At 64.3% G+C, this 21642-nt stretch carries 14 protein-coding genes; 9 read left to right on the forward strand and 5 right to left on the reverse strand.

The window, feature by feature from the left end; genetic code table 11:
• Nucleotides 1-115: 115 nt before the first annotated feature.
• From ACVOL0_RS01115 to ACVOL0_RS01135, 5 genes are all read left to right on the forward strand, one after another.
• On the forward strand, nucleotides 116-1255 hold the full coding sequence (locus ACVOL0_RS01115; protein ID WP_481547504.1) for an HlyD family secretion protein: 1140 nt from the start codon (nucleotides 116-118) through the stop codon (nucleotides 1253-1255).
• Between the two features lie 198 nt (nucleotides 1256-1453).
• On the forward strand, nucleotides 1454-4198 hold the full coding sequence (locus tag ACVOL0_RS01120; RefSeq protein ID WP_481547505.1) for a M16 family metallopeptidase: 2745 nt from the start codon (nucleotides 1454-1456) through the stop codon (nucleotides 4196-4198).
• A 275-nt stretch (nucleotides 4199-4473) separates the two neighbouring features.
• Complete coding sequence (locus ACVOL0_RS01125; RefSeq protein ID WP_282267169.1) at nucleotides 4474-4671, forward strand: zinc-finger domain-containing protein; 198 nt, start codon at nucleotides 4474-4476, stop codon at nucleotides 4669-4671.
• Nucleotides 4672-4681: 10 nt separating this feature from the next.
• On the forward strand, nucleotides 4682-5794 hold the full coding sequence (locus ACVOL0_RS01130; protein WP_481547506.1) for a glycosyltransferase: 1113 nt from the start codon (nucleotides 4682-4684) through the stop codon (nucleotides 5792-5794).
• Nucleotides 5775-7109 carry an O-antigen ligase family protein gene (locus ACVOL0_RS01135; RefSeq protein WP_481547557.1) on the forward strand — a complete coding sequence of 445 codons (1335 nt, stop codon included), beginning with the start codon at nucleotides 5775-5777 and terminating at the stop codon, nucleotides 7107-7109. The genes ACVOL0_RS01130 and ACVOL0_RS01135 overlap by 20 nt, the downstream gene beginning before the upstream one ends.
• 13 nt (nucleotides 7110-7122) lie before the next feature.
• Here the strand turns inward: ACVOL0_RS01135 and ACVOL0_RS01140 are convergent, their stop codons facing one another.
• Nucleotides 7123-8043 carry an LpxL/LpxP family Kdo(2)-lipid IV(A) lauroyl/palmitoleoyl acyltransferase gene (locus ACVOL0_RS01140; protein WP_481547507.1) on the reverse strand — a complete coding sequence of 307 codons (921 nt, stop codon included), beginning with the start codon at nucleotides 8041-8043 and terminating at the stop codon, nucleotides 7123-7125.
• A 213-nt stretch (nucleotides 8044-8256) separates the two neighbouring features.
• Here ACVOL0_RS01140 and waaA point away from each other — a divergent pair, with 213 nt between their 5' ends.
• Complete coding sequence (gene waaA, locus ACVOL0_RS01145) at nucleotides 8257-9564, forward strand: lipid IV(A) 3-deoxy-D-manno-octulosonic acid transferase (protein ID WP_481547508.1); 1308 nt, start codon at nucleotides 8257-8259, stop codon at nucleotides 9562-9564.
• Nucleotides 9565-9802: 238 nt separating this feature from the next.
• On the opposite strand, the gene ACVOL0_RS01150 is transcribed toward waaA, so the two are convergent.
• The 3 genes from ACVOL0_RS01150 to ACVOL0_RS01160 all read right to left on the reverse strand — a co-directional run bounded on the left by ACVOL0_RS01150 (nucleotide 9803) and on the right by ACVOL0_RS01160 (nucleotide 12641).
• A complete protein-coding gene (locus tag ACVOL0_RS01150; RefSeq protein ID WP_481547509.1) occupies nucleotides 9803-11173 on the reverse strand; it encodes a TolC family outer membrane protein in 1371 nt (456 codons plus the stop codon).
• Nucleotides 11174-11193: 20 nt separating this feature from the next.
• Nucleotides 11194-11841 (reverse strand): protein-L-isoaspartate O-methyltransferase family protein, encoded by a 648-nt coding sequence (locus ACVOL0_RS01155; RefSeq protein ID WP_481547510.1) that lies wholly within the window; start codon nucleotides 11839-11841, stop codon nucleotides 11194-11196.
• A gap of 125 nt (nucleotides 11842-11966) precedes the next feature.
• Nucleotides 11967-12641 carry a TetR/AcrR family transcriptional regulator gene (locus ACVOL0_RS01160; protein WP_481547511.1) on the reverse strand — a complete coding sequence of 225 codons (675 nt, stop codon included), beginning with the start codon at nucleotides 12639-12641 and terminating at the stop codon, nucleotides 11967-11969.
• Between the two features lie 106 nt (nucleotides 12642-12747).
• On the opposite strand from ACVOL0_RS01160, the gene ACVOL0_RS01165 reads away from it, so the two are divergent.
• The 3 genes from ACVOL0_RS01165 (at nucleotide 12748) to ACVOL0_RS01175 (ending at nucleotide 20135) form a co-directional block, all read left to right on the forward strand.
• Complete coding sequence (locus ACVOL0_RS01165; RefSeq protein WP_481547512.1) at nucleotides 12748-13875, forward strand: efflux RND transporter periplasmic adaptor subunit; 1128 nt, start codon at nucleotides 12748-12750, stop codon at nucleotides 13873-13875.
• A 3-nt stretch (nucleotides 13876-13878) separates the two neighbouring features.
• Nucleotides 13879-17040, forward strand: a complete 3162-nt coding sequence (locus tag ACVOL0_RS01170) for an efflux RND transporter permease subunit (protein ID WP_481547513.1) — start codon at nucleotides 13879-13881, stop codon at nucleotides 17038-17040.
• A gap of 221 nt (nucleotides 17041-17261) precedes the next feature.
• Entirely contained in the window at nucleotides 17262-20135 is a 2874-nt protein-coding gene (locus ACVOL0_RS01175; RefSeq protein WP_481547514.1) for a diguanylate cyclase, read from the forward strand.
• A 52-nt stretch (nucleotides 20136-20187) separates the two neighbouring features.
• On the opposite strand, the gene gdhA is transcribed toward ACVOL0_RS01175, so the two are convergent.
• Entirely contained in the window at nucleotides 20188-21531 is a 1344-nt protein-coding gene (gene gdhA / locus ACVOL0_RS01180) for an NADP-specific glutamate dehydrogenase (protein ID WP_313173130.1), read from the reverse strand.
• Nucleotides 21532-21642 lie beyond the last annotated feature (111 nt).

A 21642-nucleotide genomic window follows, 5' to 3' on the forward strand; every position in this document is an offset into this window, starting at 1 on the left:
GCAAACCGGATCGAGTGAAAAACTGCAACCCACCGATCAGCGCTGGGGGTCATGGATGAAGTTCAAACGGCCTGCAAAACTGTATGCATATTCCACGGGTACATTCCTGTTGTTTATGGTTGTGGCGATTTTGTTTGGCCTTGGCGGTGGCGGTGAGCCCGCAGTCGTCGGCAGGCTGGTGCCGGTACAGGGAATGGCGACGGTGGTGGCACCAGTGGGCGGGGTTGTGCGTTGGCTGGATGCGGATGACGGCAAGCGGGTCGTCGAGGGCGATACCTTGGCCTTGGTGGCCACACCGCGAACCATGCCTGAGCATGGCGACGCCAACCTGGCGCTGGAGCATGGTCTGCAGCAGAAGGAAGACAGCATCCTGCTGGCACGCGATGCGCTCAAGGAGCAGCTGGCAGCGCAGGCGTCAGGCTTGCACGAGCAGATGCAGGCTGCGCGCGCCGAGGCGCAGCAGATTGCGCTGGAGATCGCCACCCGGCGTGAGCAGATACGGGCCGCTGGCGACGTACTGACACGGCGGCGCGGGATTGAAATGGCGTCTGCCGCGGGTCTTGCCGCGGCAGAACAGCAGGAAGCGCTGGTGCTCGAATACACCGTGCAACTGTTGTCGCTGCGCCGGCAGCAGGCAGCGACGCAGCGCGTGGTCGCACAATTGAAACAGGCAATCCAGGAGCTGCCAGGGCGGCAGAAAGCCAACGATGCCGCCTATGCGGAGCATCTGGCACAGCTGCGCCTGGATCAGCTTGAGAACGAAGCCAGTGCTGCGTTACTGGTGAAAGCGCCGGTGGATGGTGTGGTGGTTGCACGGATGGTCAAACCCGGGCAATCGGTGCAGTTTGGCCAGCCCTTGCTCAGCGTACTGCCGGGCGATGGTCGGCTGGAGGCCGAGCTGATGGTGCCGGGGCGCGCGATCGGGGCGATGGCGCCGGGTGACCGGGTGGTATTGCGCTATCAGGCGTTTCCGCATCAGAAGTTCGGTGCGCAGCATGGCACCATTTCGCATATCGGCCGCACGGCGGTGGATAGTGAAGAGGCCAGCTTTGCCGCGGAATTGCCAACGGTGAAGGAGGCTTTCTATCGGGTTACCGTCGAGCTGGCCAGCCAGGCGATTGTGGCCCATGGTCGCCTGGAGCCACTCAAGCCCGGCATGATGCTGGACGCGCAGATCACCGGGGGGCGGGAGCCGCTGAGTGATCGTTTGCTGCAGCCCATGTATTCGTTCGGGGGCTGGTTGGGCGGGCGTTGATGGCTGGTGATTGCTGCAATGGAAGGATCGCCTCAATTGCATGCCAGCAGATGCTGGGCTGGCTGCTCTGGCGCCCCAGGCTTGTCAGCTTTTGCGATGATCTGCGTTGGTGTCTGGCCGCACCCGACGTGACACCGGGGGTGCCGTGCACATGGATTTTTGCATTGATCGAATACCAATGGGGACTGGATTCCGATGATGAAACTTTCGTGTTGTGGCTTGGCGTTGGCGCTTTCGTTGGCATTGATGCCGCCGGCGCAGGCAAAATCGGCCATGGTCACGGTGCCTGCCAGTGTGCAGGCCGGCCCCTGCGTCGAGGGTGTGTGTGAGTACCGCTTGCAGAATGGTCTGCGCGTGCTGCTGTTTGCCGATGCCAGCAAGCCCACCGTTACCGTCAATCTGGTCTATGGTGTGGGCTCGCTGCATGAGAACTACGGCGAGACCGGCATGGCGCATCTGCTTGAGCACCTGATGTTCAAGGGCACGCCCAAGCACCCGGATATCCCTGCTGAAATGCAGCAGCGCGGGGTCAGCAAGAACGCGACCACCTCGCTGGATCGCACAAACTACTTCGCCTCGTTCCCGGCCAATGATGAGACCCTGGACTGGTTGCTGGGGCTGGAAGCCGACCGCATGCTCAACGCCAAGGTGGCCAAGGCCGACCTGGACAGCGAGATGACGGTGGTCCGCAATGAGATGGAAGCCGGCGACAACAGCCCGATCGGCGTGCTGATGAAGCGCATGCGCTCGGTGGCCTTTGATTGGCACAACTACGCCAACATGCCCATCGGCGCGCGCTCGGATGTGGAAAACGTACCGATCGAGAACCTGCAGGCGTTCTATCGCACCTGGTATCAGCCGGACAATGCCTTGCTGATCGTCGCTGGTCGCATCGACAGTGAGCAGGTGCTGGCGCGGGTTGCCGCGCATTTCGCGCCACTGAAGAAGCCAGTTCGGATCCTGCCTGGCTTTCATACCGTGGAACCGGTACAGGACGGTGAGCGCGAAGTCAGCGTGCGTCGCAGCAGCGATCTGTCCTTGATTGCCGCCAGCTACCACGTGCCAGCACTGGCGCAGGCCGATAGCGCGCCGTTGGCAGTACTGGGCAATGTATTGGGGGACAACCCCAACGGCCGCCTGTACAAGGCGCTGATGGAGACCAGGTTGGCCGCCTATGCCGGTGCCAGCAGCGAGACCCTGCATGATCCTGGCTTGTTTACGCTGGTATCGGTGTTGCCCAGGGAAGGCGATCCGGACAAGGTGCAGGCCGAGTTGTTGAAGCAGGCGGAAGCCATCGCCGCAGCGCCGATCACCGATGTGGAAGTGGCTGCTGCCAGGCAGCGTCTCGGCAACGCCATCGATAAACGTGCCAGCGACGTCAATGCGATGGCGATGGCCTTGTCCGAATACCAGGCTGCCGGCGACTGGCGCTTGCTGTTCGTGCAGCGCGATGCAATCGAGGGTGTGACCGCGGCTGATGTGAACCGGGTTGCGGCGGCCTACCTGAAGCCGCAGAACCGTACCTTGGGTCGCTTCGTCCCCACCGCCGCGCCGGACCGTGCGGTGATTCCCGCAGCGCCGCCAATTGCAAGCCTGGTGGATGGCTACAAGGGTCGAGCCGCGGCCAGCGCGGGTGAAGCGTTTGATCCCAGCGTTGAAAACATCGCCGCGCGTACCGAGAGTTTTGTCATCGGCGATGGTCTGCGGGTTTCCTTGCTGCCCAAGCGCAATCGCGGGCAGACGGTGACTTTGAATGCCAGCTTCCGCTTCGGCGACGAGCAGGCCATTAGCGGGCGCAGCGAGGCCGGCAGCTGGGTTGGGCCGATGCTGATGGCGGGTAGCAAGAGTCTGGATCGCGGCCAGATCGCGGCCCGGTTTGATGCGCTCAACACCCAGGCGCAGGTGAGTGGCGGCATGCAAGGTGCCAGCATCGGCCTCAACGGCAAGCGCGAAACCTTGGCCGAGGCCCTGCGGCTGGCGGCCGATGTGCTGCGCCACCCGGCATTCCCGCAGGCTGAGTTCGAGCAGTTGCGGCTGCAGGCGCTCACCGCGCTGGAGTTCCAGCGCAGGGAGCCGGGAATGCTGGCGTCGATGGCGTTGAATGCGTATTTCGATCCATGGCCGGTTGGGCATCCGCTGCACGTGCAATCGGTCGATGAGTCGCTGGCCCGGTTGAAGGCGCTCAAGCTGGACGAGGTGCGTGCCTATCACCGCGACTTCTACGGCACTGCCGTGGGTGAGATCGCGGTGGTGGGAGATTTCGATCCGGTGGCGTTGAAGGCCGAGTTGCAGGCCTTGTTCGCCGATTGGAAATCGCCCAAGGCCTATGCGCCGATCAGCACCCACTATCGGGATGTGGCTGCAACACATGAGCGCTTCGCCACCCCGGACAAGCCCAATGCAGTGCTGCTGGCACGGCAGAACATCTCCATCAATCTGGCCGATGCGGATTTCCCCGCGCTGAACATCGCTGTCGCCATCCTCGGCGGCGATCCGCTCAAGGCACGCCTGGCCGAGCGTATCCGCCAGAAGGAGGGCTTGAGCTACAACGTCGGTGCTGGGCTCAGTGCCGACGAAAGCCGCGTAGGCCGCGATGACAATGGCAGCCTGGGCATCCAGGCGATCGCGGCGCCGGAAAACATGGGCAAGCTGGAGGCCGCGCTGCGTGAGGAACTGGGCCGCCTGGTCGCTGACGGCATCAGCGTGGAGGAGCTGCGTAGCGCAGTAGCCGAAAAGAAGGTGGCACGTGAGCAGTCACGGGCGGCCGATGCTGCCATCGCCGGGCTGTTGAGTGATCACTTGTACTACGGCCGCGACATGAGGTTTGAAGCGCAGCGTGATGCCGAGTACCAGGCACTGACGGTAGAGCAGGTCAACGCTGCCATCCGCAAACACCTCAAGCCGGAGCGGCTGAGCGTATTTGTCGCCGGTGACTTCAAGTAACGGTGACCTCAAGCAGGCAGGCAGCGGGGCAGTCGGCGGCTGTTCCGTTGCAATGCCACGCAGGGTTGCCAGTGGGGTGCCGTGGTCGTAGTCACTGCCGGGATCGCTGCCCACTCACGCTGGGCCGGCCGCTGCAGCAGGGCAGGATAGGGCGGCACTGTCCCGGTCGCGGCCGGGACAATGCCGGGTTTTCGCCACCCGCGCTGCGTTGAAGCGGCCGCTTGGGCCCGGCACTGCTAGAATTGCGCGAACCTGGTTTTTTTGTGAATGACGCCATGAGCCATACCGCCACCGCGCCCGCCAACGCCGAGAAGCGTTACACCGTGCACCGCGCCGATCTGCCGCTGAGCTGCCCGACGCCGGAAATGGCGCTGTGGAACTCGCACCCGCGGGTCTACCTGCCGATCGAGAACGAACCCAATGGCGAGGCTGCCTGCCCGTATTGCGGTTCGGTATTCGTACTGGCCGACTGATCGCTGACCGATGCGCCGTTTGACGGTGGTGCAGTTGCTGCCGGCGCTGCATTCCGGCGGCGTCGAGCGCTCAACGTTGGAAATAGCTGCGGCACTGGTGGCTGCCGGTCACCGGGCCATTGTCGTGTCCGCCGGTGGGCGCCTGCTGCAACCGCTGTTGGACAGCGGTGCCGAACACCTGACCCTGGATATCGGCCGCAAGTCGCTGCTGACCCTGCGTCACGTGGCCTCGCTGCGACGCCTGTTCAGCGAAACCGGCGCCGACATCGTGCACGCCCGTTCGCGCCTGCCAGCCTGGCTGGGCTGGTATGCGCTGCGCGGCATGCCTGCGAGCCAGCGTCCGCGCTGGATGACCACCATGCACGGGCTGAACTCGCCTGGCCGCTACAGCGGCATCATGGCCAGCGGCGAGCGGGTGATCTGCGTCTCGCAGACCGTGCGTGACTACCTGCTTGAACATTACCGGCAGACCGATCCGACCAGGCTGCGGGTCATACCGCGCGGTGTGGATGTGGTCCAGTTCCCGCGCGTGGAGCGCAGCGACCGCAGGCCGCGTCTGGCCGTGGCCGCGCAGCATCCGCAACTGGGCGCGCAGCTGCCGTTGTTGTTGTTGCCCGGGCGTGGCACCCGCCTCAAGGGGCATGTGCATGCCTTGCAGCTGCTGGCGGCGTTGCAGCGCGAAGGGCAACCGGCAATGTTGTGGATGCCAGGCGTCCGCGAGCCTGGCCGCGAGGCCTATGTACGCGAGCTGGAGCAGTTGGCGCAGACACTGGGTGTAGCCGATCATGTCGTGCTGAGCGAACCCACCGTCCGCATTGCCGAGGCCTATGCGGCCAGCGATCTGGTGCTGCAGCTGTCGGACAAGCCGGAAGCGTTCGGTCGCACCGTGCTGGAGGCGCTGTCGGTGGGTCGTCCGGTAGTTGGATGGAACCATGGCGGGGTGGGCGAACTGCTCAACCAGCTACAGCCTTCCGGCGCGGTCGCGCGGGGTGACCTGCAGCAGTTGACGCAAAGCGTGTTGCAGCTGCTGCACAGCCCGCCGTCGCTTCCGCGAAAAATTCCCTATACGTTGCAGGCCATGCAGCGTGCGACCCTGGATGTCTATGCAGAACTCGGTAGCTGATCGGCCTCATGCGGTGATGTCACGGCAGGCGGGCTGGTGGGCGCCGATCTGGGTCATCGCCTATGTCGCCCTGTTGCCGTTGCCGGGCATTGCCGAGTCGGTACTGGCGCTGGGTGCCTTGTTTACCGTGCTGCGCCTGTTGTTGCTGCGGCTGAAAGCAGGCGACGGTATCCGCAGCCTGTTGGGCGTGCCGGCCTTGGCGCTGACCAGCGTGCTGTTCTGTGCGTACTGGTTGCCGCAGCTCGGCTCGGCGGTAGGTGCGGAGGACCCGGGCAGAGTCTGGGGCAAGGTCGCCAGTGGGCTGCGCTATCTGCCCTTCATGTGGCTGGTGGCGATAGCGGTGGGTACCAGCCAGCGCCGCCGCACCACCTTTACCGGCCTGGCGGTGGTCACCGGGCTGTGGACGCTCGATGCACTGCTGCAGGCGGGTATTGGAACCAGTCCCTTGTTCTGGAGTCTGGACCAGCTCAAATGGCTGAGCAGTGGGCACGGCCTGTGCACCGTGCAGGAAGTTGCCGCGGCTGATCGCCTGCCCGGTGTCTTCGGGCCCTGCAATCTGAAATTCGGCCAGGTGCTGGCCAGCCTGTCGCCGTTCCTGCTGTTTCTTGTCGGCGCACGCTTTGGACGTTGGGGCTGGTTGGCGAGCGCCGCCGCGGTTGGCGTGGTGCTGGTGCTTGCTGGTTCACGTGCTTCGCTGATCACCTATGCGCTGGTCCTGCTGATTTCCGGTTGGCGCCTGCTGGGGGCCAGGTGGCTGCTGTTGGTGATGCTGGCCGGTGTTGTCGGCATGGGCGCATTGGCGGCGGGCTCAGCACAGGTGCGTGAGCGTTTTGCGCGTACCGCGATGGCGTTCAGTGGTGGTGCCGGCGGGGTCAACGAGGCGCTGTCAGGACGTAGCCAGATCTGGTCGGCTGCGCTGTGCATGGTGCGCGAGCACCCGGTCAATGGTGTCGGCGCGCGCGGTTTCCGCGACGCCTATCCGGGCTGCAATCCAAGCCCGGAGCAACATCCGGTGTGGGGCGAGGGTCCGGCCCTGCACGCCCACCAGATCGTGCTGGAGATCCTTGCCGAGACCGGTGTGCTTGGCCTGTTGCTGTGGATTGCCGGCGCGGCGATGGCGCTGCGTGCCTGGATCTACTCCGGGCCACAGGCGCGTGATCGGGCGCGTCCGGCGGCGCTGGCCTTGGCGGTGACGGTATTTCCGCTCAATACCCACCTGGCATTCTATTCCGCCTTCTGGGGCGGGCTGACGGTAGTACTGGCGGCGCTGTATGCCGGCGCCTTGCTGGCCGAGCCGGACAAGCCTGGCAACTGAGACGGCAGCCGCTTCAGTCGTAGAAGTGACTGCGGCCTTCGGGCTGGCGCTTGAAGCGGCGGTGGATCCACAGGTACTGCGAAGGTGCTTCGCGCACCATCTGTTCGATGGCCGCGTTGACCTGGGCGGTATCTGCAACCGCATCGTCGGTGGGGAAGTCGGGCAGGGGCGGTGCGATTTTCAGCACATAGCCGCTGCCTTCACGTCGATGGAAAAACGGCACGACGGCGCAGCCGGTCATCCGCGCGAACTGATGGGTGGCGGTGATGGTGGAGGCCTGCATGCCAAAGAACGGCACAAATACCGAATCCTTGCCACGCATGTCCTGGTCCGGCGCGTACCAGAGGAAGCCGCCCTTCTTCAGATGTCGCACGGTGGCGCGGATGTCTTCATTGGCGAACATCGCGCAGGCGTAGTTCAGGCGCCCGCTTTTGACCGCCCATTCCATCACCGGGTTGCGGTACTTGCGGTACATGCCGGCCAGTGGCACGTGATCGCAGAGCAGGCGGCCGCACATCTCCAGGGTCATGAAATGGCCTGACACCAGCAGCACACCGCGGCCTTCGGCCTGCAGTGCCTTGAGATGCTCCAGCCCTTCCCATTGCACCTGCGGGCGGATGACGTCGATCTTGCCCCACCACGCACGGGCAAATTCGAACACCCCCACGCCGAGTGCGTCGAAGCTGTCGCGTAGCAGGCGTTGCCGCCAGGCCTCGTCTTTCTCCGGGAAGCACAGTTTGAGGTTGACCTCGGCGGCATGACGGCGGCTGCGGGCCAGGTGCAGGGCCAGCCAGCCAATGCCGCGGCCCAGAGCGCGTTGCAGCGTCCATGGCAGGCGCGCGGCGATGAAGGCGATGCCAAGCCAGGCAAAGGTGGGCCAATGACGTGGCTGCAGCAGCGACGGCCGGGTGGCGGTGGAGGGTGAATCGGACATGGGTCGATTCTAAGCCACGGGGATGACGGCTGGAGCACGGCAAGGTTTGCTGGAGTGGGTGGCCGGTGCAGGGTGCCTTGGGGAGAAGGCTGAAGACAACAGCACCCCTCCTCAACCCTCCCCTGCGCTGCGCGCAAGGGAGGAGGCCAAGCGACGGTAGTGCGGCAGCGCTTCGTCTCACGCAGTTCCGTTGTTCTCCCGTATCCTTCGCCGATGCGTAAGGATCCAGTCGAATTTCTGCTGCGCGGCATTTATTCCGTCGTGCTCTATCTGTTGCTGCCCATCACCGTGTACCACCTGGTGTGGCGCGGGTTCCGCGTGCGCGAGTATTTCCGCCGCTGGGACGAGCGTTATGCCTCCTATCCGGAGAGTGGTGGTCAGCCACGGGTGTGGTTGCATGCGGTGTCGGTGGGCGAGGTCAATGCGGCGGCGCCGCTGGTCAATGCCCTGCGTGCGCAGCGGCCGGACATCCGTTGGATCATCACTACCATCACCCCGACCGGTTCGCAGCGTGTGCGCGCGCTGTGGGGCGATGCGGTCGATCATGTCTATCTGCCGTATGACGTGCCCGGCAGCGTCAGTCGCTTTCTGGGCCACTTCCAGCCCAGCCTGGCGCTGATCCTGGAGACCGAGTTGTGGCCGAACATGTTGTTCGGTTGCCGTGATCGCGGGATTCCGGTGTACATCCTCAATGCGCGCCTGTCGGCACGTTCGCTGAAGGGGTATCGCGTGCTCAAGGCCCTGGTTGGTCGTGCGCTGCGCACGGTGACCTGTGTGGCGGCGCAGTCGCAGGCCGATGCCGACCGTTTCATCGAGCTGGGTGCATTGCCGGAGCAGGTGCAGGCCTTGGGCAACCTGAAATTCGATATCCATCCGCCGGACCCGACAGTGATGCTGCGTGCATTCCATCAACATGTGCCGGCGACGCGGCCGATATGGATTGCCGCCAGCACCCACGAAGGCGAAGAGCAGGCGGTAATCGAAATCCATGCGCGCCTGTTGAAGCAGCATCCGGAGGCCTTGTTGCTGTGGGCGCCGCGTCATCCCGAGCGTTTTGCCAAGGTTGAAGCATTGGCGCGTGAAGCAGGCTGGCGTGTGGCCACGCGCAAGGCGCAGCAATGGCCGGGCGCCGACGCGCAAGTGTTCGTGATCGATACGCTGGGCGAATTGATGGCCTTTTACGCTTGTGCGCAGGTGGCATTCGTCGGCGGCAGCCTGCAGGCGATCGGCGGCCACAATCTGCTGGAGCCGGCGGCGATGGGTACGGCTGCGGTTACCGGCCCACACCTGCACAACTTTGCCGAGATCTCGCGGCGGATGGATGAGGCTGGAGCGCTGTGCATCTGTGCTGATGCGAGCGAGGTGGGTGCAGCCGTGTCGCGTCTACTTCAGGATGAGGTCGAACGCGAGCGCATGGTGCAGGCGGGGCGTGCACTGGTCGCCAATGGCCGTGGCGCGCTGGAGCATACGATCGCCTTGATATCACCGCAGTTGCCGCCGCCGAGTGAGTCCGCTGCGTAGTTCAGGTAGGCGAGGCGCTGGGCCTGTTTGTAGGAGCGGCGCAAGCCGCGAAGCAGGCGCAGCGACGGTGTGCACTGGTGCCTGGATTTCAAACAACACCAGCTTCGCGGCTTGCGCCGCTCCTGCAAAGAAGCAATGCGGTGCCGTGCCGGTTGGATGATGGTGCAAGCGAGCAATGTTCCAGAAACAAGAAAGGCGGGCCGAGGCCCGCCTTTCTGCTTTGCGTTGCTGCGCGGAGTTACTGCGCTTTGTTCGACTGCAGCTTGGCTGCAGCGTCGGCGGTCAGCAGGCGGTTGATGTCCTGGACCTCGCTGATTTCCAGATCACCAACGGCCTGGCTCAGCTGCAGGCGGGCCTGCAGGAAGTTGTAGCGGGCGCTGGCGTAGTCCAGCTGCGCCTGGAACAGGGTCTTCTGGTTCTGCACCACGTCCAGCACGGTGCGGGTACCGACTTCCAAACCAACCTGCGATGCGTCGAAGGCGCTCTGTGCCGAGACCACGGTCAGACGACGTGCTTCCACTTCGCTGATGCCGGCGACCAGTGCCTGATAGGCATTGCGGGTGTTGCGGTCCACGGCACGCTTCTGCTGTTCGAAGGTGTCCTGGGCGATATCGCGACGGGCCAGCGCCTGGCGTACGCCGGACTGGGTGGCACCGCCGGCGAAGATCGGCACGTTCAGGGTGAGGCCGATCGCATTGGTGGTGGCATCCGGGGTCTGCGTGCCGCTACCGGTGTTGTCACCCCACCTGGCGCTCTTGCCCCAGTTGCCACCCAGCGACAGGGTCGGGTAGTGACCGCCGCGTGCGGCAGACACGCTGGATTCGGCTGCACTGACCTGCAGTTCCTGTGCTTTCAGTGCCGGGTTGCGCGAGATCGCCTCGCTGACCAGCTGGTCGGCATTGGCACGGTTGGCCGGCACTTCCGGACGGAAATCGACCGGCAGGCCGCGCAGGTCGCGTACTGGCTGACCGGTCAGCTCGGTCAGTGCCTGGTAGGCATCTTCCAATGCGTTGCGGGTCTGGATGGTGCCGGCGCGGGCCTGGTCATACTGGGCGCGCGCTTCGTGCACGTCGGTGATCGGCGCCAAGCCCACTTCCAGGCGCTTGTCGGCATAGTCGAACTGCTTCTTGGCGGCCGCTTCGTTGGTTTCGGCAGCGACCAGCGATTCAATGCCGACCAGCACATTGAAGTAGGTGGTCGCGGTGCGCACGATCAGGTCGTCGTTGGCCGAGTCCAAGGTGAAATCGGCGGCTTTGCTGACGTCGCGCTGCGCACGCAGATTGGCGAACTGGCTCCAGTTGAACAGGGTCTGGCTGCCGTTGATGCCGTAGCTGCGGGTCTTGGTGGTGGCGCTGCCGCCGCCACTGCCTGCGACGCTGTCGTACTTGCTGTGGTTGCGGGTCAATGAAGCTTCGCCGCCAATCTGCGGCAGCAATGCCGCACGCGCCTGTACCTGGCCTTCCTTGTCGAACAGGCGCTGGGATTCAGCCGCGGCCAGCTGCGTGTCACCGTTGCGGGCCATTTCGTAGACCTGCAGCAGGTCGGCGGCATGGGAAGTCAGCGGAGTGAGGGCGACTGCCAGCGCAAGGGTGAGGGATCGGCGGATCATTGCGGCTTCCTTGGACGGTTTTAGAGTTGGAATTGCGGTGCGGGCGCAGCGCCCTGCAGATAATCAAGATCGGTTTCGAACAGCGAGGTGATGCTGCCATCGGCCTGGACCAGCACCGCTTCCATCACCGGCGAGACGCCGCGGATGGCAAACAGGCGGCCGCCGCTACGCAGCAGCTTCAGCAGTTCCACCGGAACGGTTTCTACCGCACCGGTGATGCAGATGGCGTCGAACTGACGCTGGCTCTGCCAATTCAGGCCGTCGGCCACTTCAATGCGGACATTGCTGCCCAGCTTGGCGGCGTCCAGGTTCTGGCGGGCACGCTCGGCCAGCTCCGGCTGGATTTCCAGGCTCAGTACTTCGCGGGCCAGTTCGCCCATGCAGGCGCTCAGGAAGCCGCTGCCGGTGCCGATTTCCAGCACTTCGTCGGTGGGTTGCAGGTCCAAGGCCTGCAAGGTACGGCCTTCGATGACCGGCTTCATCATCTTCTGGCCATGACCCAGCGGCAGCTCGATATCGGCATAGGCCAGGGCGCGGTGCGATTCGGCGACAAATGCTTCACGCGGCAGGCGGGCCAGCACGTCCAGCACGCGGACCTCCAGCACATCCCAGGGCCGGATCTGCTGTTCAACCATCATTTCGCGGACGTGGGAGTAATCGATCGTCATGGGAAGCTCATCATTCCTGCGCAGTGGGCCGGTCATTTTACCGGTTACCAGACACAAAGTACGGGCCCAACATTGCGGCGAGGGCCGCGTTGGACGCAGTGCCGGAAGTCACTCGCACCTCCGGTTCATTCAGCTTGCTGGCGCGGGGCATACGCCCGGATGAAAAAATCAACGCTGGCGGCGATATGCACGTCGGCGTTGAGCTGATCCGGGGCGGCGCACAGGCCACACATCATATGCGCATGGACCTCGCCCTTGATCAGGCAGAAGAACTGCCGCGAGGCCAGTGCCAGGTCGTCAATGGCCAGCTGGCCACGGGCAACGCGGGCGCCGAGGAACTCGGCCAGGGCGGTCTCGGTGCGGGCCGGGCCGGCCTGCCAGAACATCTGCCGGACCCGGTCATCGGTGTCAGGCGTCATCATCATGCGCTGGGTGGCGATGGCCGCGTCGCTGCTGATCAGCGTGAAAAACGCATGGCCGATACCCAGCAACTGGCCGCGCAGCGGCGCCTCGTTGTCGGTGACAAACAGCTCGTCGGGCATCATTTCCATGCACTTGGCCTGGATCGCCTCGCTGAACAAGGTGTCCTTGTCGCCAAAATGGCTGTACACCGTCAGCTTGGAGACACTGGCACGGGCGGCAATCTCGTCCATGCTGACGCCGTTGAAACCCTGCTCGATGAACAGCTCCTTGGCTGCGTCCAGAATGGCCGCACGCTTGCCCAGGTCCTTGGGGCGACCCGGACCGGAACTGCGTTGCGCCGCTGCCGCGGGCGCTGAGGAGGGTTTCTTCGGAGACATCAGGTAATACTAGACCAGCTGGTTCGATATTTATACTATACCGATGCGTTCAGTAATGGCGGTGAAATCCCGTCTCCTCTCTCCCCTTGCGTCAGCGACCTTACTTATGACCCACCTACGATGGATTGGCTGTTGCCTGCTGTTGCCCTTGCTTGCTGCCTGCGGCAAGCCTGAAACCGCGCCCGTACATGCTGTACCCGTGCTGGTTGAGCATCCGGCCGGCAATGGCGGGGTGGCGGTCGGCGCCTATCCGGGCGAGGTGCGTGCGCGCGAGGAAACCGCACTGTCCTTCCGTGTCGGCGGCAAGCTGCTGCGGCGTGAGGTGGATGCTGGCCAGCGGGTCAGCAAGGGCCAGTTGCTGGCCGAACTCGATGTTGCCGACTACAACCTGCAGGCGCGTGCGGCGCAGGCACAGTTCGCTGCGGCCGAGGCTGACCTGGTGCGTGCCCGCGATGAACACAGGCGCTACCAGGCGCTGGCCAGCCAGCAACTGGTCAGTCAGTCGGCACTGGATGCGCAGACCGCTGCCCTGAAGGCGGCGCAGGGCCAGGCCGATGCGGCGCGGGCCAATCTCGATGTTGCGCGCAATCAGTCCGCCTACGCCCAGCTGCATGCGCCGGAAGGCGGCATGATCGCCAGCCGCGAGGCCGAGGCCGGGCAGGTGGTTGCCGCTGGCCAGACCATTTACACGCTGGCTGCCGATGGCGCGCGCGAAGTTGCCATTGCGCTGCCGGAAAGCACGATCCGCGATTTCAGCGTCGGCCAGGCGGTGCAGGTTGAGTTGTGGAATCAGCCCGGCAAGCCCTTGTCAGGCAGCATCCGCGAGATTGCCGCTGCTGCCGATCCGCAGGCACGCACCTATGCCGCGCGGATCAGTCTGGCGGCTGATGCATTGGACGCAGTCGAGCTAGGGCAGAGCGCGCGGGTGTTCATCGCCCACGGCAAGGACGGTGTGATGAGCATACCGCTGGCGGCAGTACAGCCTGGCAAGCAACCGCAGCAGGCCAGCGTGTGGGTGGTGAACCCGGCCGATGGCAAGTTGCAGGCGCGCGCGGTGATGCTGGGCGCTTATGGTCCGGAAAGCGTGCCGGTGCTGCAGGGTCTGAAGGCTGAAGATTGGGTGGTTGCGGCCGGTGGGCATCTGCTGCGCGAGGGCCAGCAGGTGACTGCCGTTGATCGCAGCAACCGGCCGGTGCTTGCGCCTGCCGCCGTGTCCGCAAAGAAAGGGGAGTGAGGCGTGAAGCGCTTCAACCTCTCCGAATGGGCGCTCGGTAACCGCCCGCTGGTGCTGTTCATGATGATCGCCATGGCGATCATCGGTGCCTGGTCGTACAAGCACCTCGGGCAGTCCGAAGACCCGCCGTTCACCTTCAAGGCGATGGTGGTGCAGACCATGTGGCCCGGTGCCACCGCCGAGCAGGTGTCCAAGCAGGTCACCGAGCCGATTGAAAAAGCACTGATGAACACTGGCGAATTCGAGTTCATCCAGGCCTATTCGCGCCCGGGTGAGTCGCAGGTGATCTTCATGGCACGCGACTCGATGCCGTCCAAGGATGTGCCCGAGCTGTTCTACCAGGTGCGCAAGAAGGTCGGCGACATCCATTCGCAGCTGCCGGCCGAAGTGATCGGGCCGTTCTTCAACGATGAGTTCGGTGACACCTTCGGCAATATCTATGCGCTGACCGGCAAGGGCTTCGACTATGCCTTGATGCGCGACTATGCGGACCGCATCCAGCTGCAGCTGCAGCGCGTGGACGATGTGGGCAAGGTCGATCTGCTCGGCCTGCAGGATGAGAAAGTGTGGATCCAGCTGTCCAACACCAAGCTGGCCACGCTGGGCGTATCGATGCAGCAGGTACAGCAGGCGCTGGCGCAGCAGAATGCGGTGGCTCCGGCCAGCTGGTTCGAGACTCCGACCGATCGCGTGCAGCTGCGCGTCAGTGGTCAGTTCACCTCTGTCGAAGACATCCGCAACTTCCCGATCCAGGCCGGTGATCGTACCATGCGTCTGGGCGATATCGCTGAAGTGAAGCGCGGCTTCGCCGATCCGGCCTCGGCCAAGATGCGCTTCATGGGTGAGGACGCCATTGGTATTGCGGTGGCGATGAAAAACGGCGGTGACATCCTCAAGCTTGGCAAGACCCTGGACAGCGAGTTCGAACAGCTGCAGAAGACGCTGCCGGCCGGCATGCAGCTGCGCAAGGTGTCCGACCAGCCGCATGCGGTGAAGGAGTCGGTGGGCGAGTTCGTCAAGGTGCTGACCGAGGCGGTGGTGATCGTGCTGCTGGTGAGTTTCTTCTCGCTGGGCTGGCGCACCGGTCTGGTAGTGGCGGTGTCGATCCCGCTGGTGCTGGCGATGACGTTCTTCGTCATGCACCAGTTCGACATCGGACTGCACAAGATATCGCTGGGTGCGTTGGTCCTGGCGCTGGGTCTATTGGTGGACGACGCGATCATCGCGGTGGAGATGATGGCCACCAAGATGGAGCAGGGCTATGACCGCCTGCGCGCGGCCAGTTTTGCCTGGACCTCCACCGCGTTCCCGATGTTGACCGGCACCTTGATCACCGCCGCCGGCTTCCTGCCGATTGCCACCGCGGCATCGAGCACCGGTGAATACACACGCTCGCTGTTCCAGGTGGTGACCATTGCACTGGTGGTGTCGTGGATCGCCGCGGTGCTGTTCATCCCGTACCTCGGCGACAAGATGCTGCCGGACCTGCACAACCCGCAGCCACCCAAGCCGGGCAGCATCGCCGGGCGCTGGCACGCCATGCGTCTGCGTTGGGCTGATCGCAATCCGGCCATGGCCAACCTGATCAAGCCGAAGGAACTGGCGCACGACCATGACCCTTACAAGAGCGCGTTCTACCAGCGCTTCCGGGTATTCCTGGATGCCTGCCTGCGCCGCCGCTGGCTGGTGATCCTGGCTACGGCCGGTCTGTTCGTGTTCTCGCTGGTGATCTTCCGCTTCGTGCCGCAGCAGTTCTTCCCGGATTCGACCCGGCCCGAGCTGATGGTGGATATCGAACTGGCCGAAGGCGCGTCGCTGACCGCCACCCAGGCACAGGCGCAGAAGTTCGAAGCGTTGATCAAGGGCCACAAGGGTGTGGCCAACTTCGTCGGCTATGTCGGCAACGGTTCGCCGCGCTTCTATTTGCCGTTGGACCAGCAGCTGCCGGCCACCAACTTCGCCCAGTACGTGGTGCTGGCGCAGGACACCAAGGCGCGCGAGCAACTGCGGGATTGGTTGTTGAAGGAAGTGGTGCCCCAGTTCGGTGACGTGCAGCTGCGCGTGACCCGTCTGGAGAACGGCCCGCCGGTTGGTTACCCGGTACAGTTCCGCATCTCCGGCGAGCATATCGAACGTGTGCAGGCCATTGCCGCGCAGGTGGCGGAGAAGGTGCGGCAGAACCCGCATACCACCAACGTCAACCTCAACTGGAGCGAGCCGAGCAAGGTGGTGCGGCTGGTCGTGGACCAGGACCGTGCCCGCGTACTCGGCGTGAGCAGCGCGCAGATCGCGCAGTTCCTGACCAGCTCGCTGTCGGGCATGAGCGTGAGTACCTACCGCGAAGGCAATCGCCAGATCGGCATGTTGCTGCGCGGCCCGGACGACGAGCGCGCGCGTCTGGACATGCTCGGCAGCCTGGCCATCCCGACCGCCAGCGGCAAGTCGGTGTCGTTGTCGCAGGTTGCCAAGCTGGAATATGCCTTCGAAGACGGCATCATCTGGCACCGCGACCGCCTGCCGACCGTCACCGTGCGCGCCGATATCGGCGACAGCATGCTGCCGGTGGGCGTGGTCGAGCAGATCGTGCCGACCTTGAGCGACATCCGCGACGACCTGCCCAGCGGCTACCTGCTGAAAACCGGCGGTACCGTGGAAGACTCCGCACGCGGGCAGAACTCGATCAAGGCCGGCATGCCGCTGTTCCTGGTGGTGGTGGCGACCCTGCTGATGGTGCAGTTGCGCAGCTTCTCGCGGGCGGCGATGGTGTTCATCACCGCACCGCTGGGCATCATCGGCGCCACCTGGTTCCTGCTGCTGTTCCAGGCGCCGTTTGGCTTCGTGGCGATGCTGGGCACGATTGCCCTGGCCGGCATGATCATGCGCAACTCGGTGATCCTGATCGACCAGATCCAGCAGGACATCGATGCCGGCCATGACCGCTGGCACGCGATCATCGATGCTACGGTGCGCCGCTTCCGGCCCATCGTGCTTACCGCGTTGGCGGCGGTGCTGGCGATGATCCCGCTGTCGCGCAGCGCTTTCTATGGCTCGATGGCGATCTCGATCATGGGTGGGCTTATCGTCGGCACGGTGTTGACCCTGGTGTTTCTGCCGGCGCTGTATGCGGCCTGGTTCCGGGTGCGCCCGGACGAGGCCGGCCACTGAGGCGCCGGCCCTGGTGATTCTTCGTTGCCAAGCCCGGTCGTAAGGCCGGGCGTAAGAAACGACGATGGATTTCACAGTTGAGATGGTAAATTGTCGCGTCGGCGGGGGAGCCGGCGCGACCTGCGGAGGCGGGTTTGTACAGACGCCAGAGGGTTGTTGACGCCATATCTGCATGGTTTGCCGGCCGGAACAGGCTGGCGGGCGGGCTGTGCGCCCTGTTCGTGACAGCACTGCTATGGGCCGCAACCCTGCCGCTGGCGTCGGCCTCGCGGCATACCGTGGCGGGCTGGGGGATGGAGCAGGGGCTGCCGCATAACCTGGTGCAGTCGGTGGCACAGGGGAGTGACGGTTTCATCTGGCTGGGCACCTGGGAAGGTGTGGTCCGCTTCAACGGGCGCAGCTTCACCGTCTTCGATCGCCAGAACACACCGGGCGTGGAGCTGTCCGGCGTGCTGAGCATCCTGCCGGAGGCTGACGGCGCAGTGCTGTTTGGCACCATTTCAGATGGTGTCTATCGTTATCACCGTGGGCGTTGGGAAGCCTTGGGCGGTGCCGATGCCCGCCATCTATCAGTCACCGCACTGCTGCGGGATCCGTCCGGTGATCTATGGATTGCGGCCAAGGACAAACTGCTGCGCTTGCAGCGCTCCGGGCAGCTGCTCGATGCCGGTGCCACGCTGGGTCTGCCCGAGGTGCCGATTACCGCGCTGCGCCTGATGGCCGACGGGGCGGTGCTGGTGGCTACCGAAAAAGGTGTTTACCAGTTGCAGCAGGGGCGACTGGCAGCCTGGAACGATACGGCTGGTTGGGTGGTACGTGATCTGGTCGATGATGGAAGCAAGGGCTGGGTGGTAGCGGCCGATGACGGTGTTCATTGGCTGCATGGCGATGGTCAGCGGCAGCATCTGCTGGCGGGGGAGCGAGTGGATGCGGTGCGTCACGACGCCAGCGGCGCGTTGTGGCTGAGCCTGTCTGCTGGCCGATTGGTGCGCTTTTCAGCGGGCAAGAGCGAACGGATCGGAGTGCCAGGACAGGTCAGTCCAGCCTTGTTGATCGACCGCGAAGGCCTGGTCTGGGCCGGTAGCACGGATGGTCTGTTCCGCATCGACGAGGGTGCCGCACGCGGTCTGACCGCTGAAGATGGGTTGGGCTCGGACTATGTGCGGGCGCTGCTCCAGACCGACAACGGCGATGTCTGGATCGGGCATTCCGAAGGCTTGAATCGCATGCGCGGTGATGTGATCAGCGCGGTGCGGTTGTTGCCGGGCACTGGCCGCGATGCCTCGGTGCTGGCTTTGGCGAAGCGTGGCCAGGGCGTGTGGGCAGGCACGTACAACCAGGGCGTGCTCGGCCTGGATGCGGCCGGTCGGGTCGTGCAACGGATCAGCTTGCCTGGCACCGTGCAGCCCTTGATCCGCAGCCTGTTGAGTGAAAGCGATGGCAGTCTGTGGATAGGCAGCTCGGAGGGACTGTTCCACTATCAGCAGGGCAAGCTGCATCACTACGGATTGGAAGAAGGGCTGCCGGGCCTGGCGGTACATGCGCTGTACCGCGATGCTGCCGGCGTGCTTTGGATAGGCACCAACGGCGGCATGGCGGGCTTGGGAACGGGCGGCAAACTGCAGGCGTGGTCGCCTGATGTTGATTTCCCGGCACGTTACGTCTTCGACTTCCTGGGCGACGACAATGGTGATCTATGGATTGCCAGTGACCACGGACTGCTGCGCAAGCGCGGTCTGGACATTGCCGTCTTCGATCATCGCAACGGACTGCCGCGCGACAAGGTATTCCGGGTGATCGACGATGGTGCCGGCCACCTGTGGCTGCCCAGCAATCAAGGCGTGTTCCGGCTCGACCGCACGGACCTGATTGCCGTGGCTGCGGGCGCACGCACGCATCTTGCCGTACAGGTGCTGGACCATACCGATGGCATGCCCAGCAGCCAGGGCAATGGCGCCTCGTCCCCCGCGGGCTGGCTTACCCGCGAAGGTGAGCTGATGTTCCCAACCGCCGGCGGCCTGGCGGTGATAGACCCGCAGCGGGTCGATGGCAATACGCGTTTCCGCAAGTTTCCGGTGGCCATTGAAAGCGTGGTCATTGATGGTGATCCGCAACCACTGCTTGGTGCGTATTCGCTGCCAGCCGGAGTGGATCGTATTGCAGTGGCCTATGCCGGCCTGGGCTTCCGCGCGCCGGACAAGATGCGCTACCGCTATCGCCTGGAAGGTTTTGACAGTGATTGGGTGGACGCGGGTAGTCGCATTGAAGCGGTCTACACCAACCTGCCGCCGGGAAAGTACCGGCTGCGCATCCAGGCGATGTCCTTGCCCTTGGATTGGGAAAATACCAGCCGTGGCGGTGAAGCATCGCTGGCGCTGGATATCGCCGCACCACTATGGCAGCGGCCGTGGGTGCGTTGGCTGAGTGGTCTTGCCGTGCTTGCTCTGATCCTGCTGCTGGCAGGTTGGCGGGCAGCCAGCTATCGGCGCGGCCAGCGGCGTTTGAGCAGTGAGATCGCTGCACGAACCCAGGAGTTGAGCGAGAAGAATCGCGCGTTGGAACAGGCTGATTCAGAGCGCGCGAGCCTGTTGCAGCGCCTGGAGCATCAGGCGATGCACGATGCGCTCACCGGCCTGCCCAATCGGCGGGCGGGCGATGCTTATCTGCAGCAGGCACTGCAGCGTGCCAGTGTCCGCGGCACGCCCTTGAACGTCGCACTGGTGGATGTTGATCACTTCAAGCAGATCAACGACCGCTATGGTCATGATGCCGGGGATCAGGTGTTGCGCGATATCGCCAGCCTGCTGCAGCTACGGCTTGGCAAGGAGCAGTTCGTGGCGCGGCATGGCGGTGAGGAATTCCTGGTGGTGATGCACGGGATTCCCTTGCAGGAAGCGGTAGCGGCATTGCAGGAAGTGCGCATACGCCTCGCAAGGCTGCGCTTCGAGGAAGTAGATGCCGAGATCAATGTCACCGTAAGCATCGGTGTTGCGGCATTGGGGCCGGGGCAGGCTGACGGGCGTACCTTGTTGGCGGCGGCGGACAGGCAGCTCTATCGTGCCAAACGCGAAGGCCGCAATCGGGTGCTGGCGTAACGACGGCGCCCGCAGGCGCCGCCATTTTCAAGCCATCCGTTGGCCGGACGGATCAGTACAGGCCTTGCGCCAGCATGGCGTCGGCGACCTTGACGAAACCGGCGATATTGGCACCGTCCACGTAGTTGACGCTGCCATCGGCGCGCACGCCGTGCTGCACGCAGTTGGCGTGGATTTCCTTCATGATCACGTGCAGGCGTTCGTCGACATCGGCATGGCGCCAGGACAGGCGCAGCGCGTTCTGGCTCATCTCCAGGCCCGAGGTCGCCACGCCGCCGGCATTGCTGGCCTTGCCCGGTGCGTACAGCGTGCCAGCCTGCAGGAACACATCCACCGCTTCCAGCGTCGATGGCATGTTGGCGCCTTCGGCCACGCACAGCACGCCGTTGTGGACCAGGGTGCGCGCGTCGGTTTCGTCCAGCTCGTTCTGGGTGGCGCAGGGCAGGGCGATGTCGGCCGGGATATGCCAGGGGCGACGGTCGGCCAGGAATTCAAAGCGGGCATCGTCGGCCAGTTCGGACAGGCGGCCGCGGCGCTCGTTCTTCAACGCCATCACCTCCTGCAGGCCCTGCTCGTCGAAGCCATCGCGTGCGTACAGCGTGCCGCCGGAATCGGAGAAGGTCAGCACCTTGGCACCGAGTTCGCTGGCCTTGATGGCCGCGTACTGGGCGACATTGCCGGAGCCGGAAACCAGCACCTTGGCGCCGTGGGTCTGGCGTTTGGCGTGGTGCAGCATCTGCTCGACGAAGTAGACAGTGCCAAAACCGGTGGCTTCCGGCCGCATCAGGCTGCCGCCGTAGGCCAGGCCCTTGCCGGTGAACACGCAGGCCGCATCGTTGCTGAGCTTCTTCATCATGCCGGCCATGAAGCCGACCTCGCGCGCGCCCACGCCGATATCACCGGCCGGCACGTCGGTATCCGGGCCCAGGTGACGGTACAGCTCCAGCATCAGCGCCTGGCAGAAGCGCATCACCTCGCCATCGCTCTTGCCCTTGGGGTCGAAGTCCGAACCGCCCTTGCCACCGCCCATCGGCAGGGTGGTCAGTGCGTTCTTGAAGGTCTGCTCGAAGGCCAGGAACTTGAGGATGGACAGGTTCACCGAAGGGTGGAAACGCATGCCGCCCTTGAACGGGCCGATTGCCGAGCTGTGCTGCACGCGCCAGGCGCGGTTGACGTGGGTCTGGCCCTTGTCATCGGCCCAGGCGACGCGGAACTGGATGACCCGCTCCGGCTCGACCAGACGTTCCAGCAACCCGTACTGCGTGTATTTCGGGTTCTGCTGCAGGAATGGCCACAGGCTGTGGGCCACTTCCTTTACCGCCTGCAGGAACTCGGATTGGTTGGGGTCGCGCTTGGCCACGTAAGCCAGGAAGTCGTCGGGGGTACGGTAGTTCAAGGTCATTCCTTTGTTGATGCGGGACCTGAAGTGACAGGTCCAATGAAGAAACGGCGTGGTATCCACCAAGCGGGAACAGCCCGCAAAAAAAGACGCGGCCAAGGGCCGCGT

It is taken from the genome of Stenotrophomonas sp. STEN021, from assembly GCF_056760175.1.

Bases quoted from the DNA above. Each gene is read 5' to 3' on its own strand.
- ACVOL0_RS01130 (WP_481547506.1), top strand. From the start codon at position 4,682: ATGCGCCGTTTGACGGTGGTGCAGTTGCTGCCGGCGCTGCATTCCGGC.
- ACVOL0_RS01160 (WP_481547511.1), bottom strand. From the start codon at position 12,641: ATGTCTCCGAAGAAACCCTCCTCAGCGCCCGCGGCAGCGGCGCAACGC.
- waaA (WP_481547508.1), top strand. From the start codon at position 8,257: ATGCGTAAGGATCCAGTCGAATTTCTGCTGCGCGGCATTTATTCCGTC.
- ACVOL0_RS01125 (WP_282267169.1), top strand. From the start codon at position 4,474: ATGAGCCATACCGCCACCGCGCCCGCCAACGCCGAGAAGCGTTACACC.
- ACVOL0_RS01155 (WP_481547510.1), bottom strand. From the start codon at position 11,841: ATGACGATCGATTACTCCCACGTCCGCGAAATGATGGTTGAACAGCAG.
- ACVOL0_RS01140 (WP_481547507.1), bottom strand. From the start codon at position 8,043: ATGTCCGATTCACCCTCCACCGCCACCCGGCCGTCGCTGCTGCAGCCA.
- ACVOL0_RS01150 (WP_481547509.1), bottom strand. From the start codon at position 11,173: ATGATCCGCCGATCCCTCACCCTTGCGCTGGCAGTCGCCCTCACTCCG.
- ACVOL0_RS01115 (WP_481547504.1), top strand. From the start codon at position 116: ATGGTTGTGGCGATTTTGTTTGGCCTTGGCGGTGGCGGTGAGCCCGCA.
- ACVOL0_RS01120 (WP_481547505.1), top strand. From the start codon at position 1,454: ATGAAACTTTCGTGTTGTGGCTTGGCGTTGGCGCTTTCGTTGGCATTG.
- ACVOL0_RS01135 (WP_481547557.1), top strand. From the start codon at position 5,775: ATGCAGAACTCGGTAGCTGATCGGCCTCATGCGGTGATGTCACGGCAG.
- ACVOL0_RS01165 (WP_481547512.1), top strand. From the start codon at position 12,748: ATGACCCACCTACGATGGATTGGCTGTTGCCTGCTGTTGCCCTTGCTT.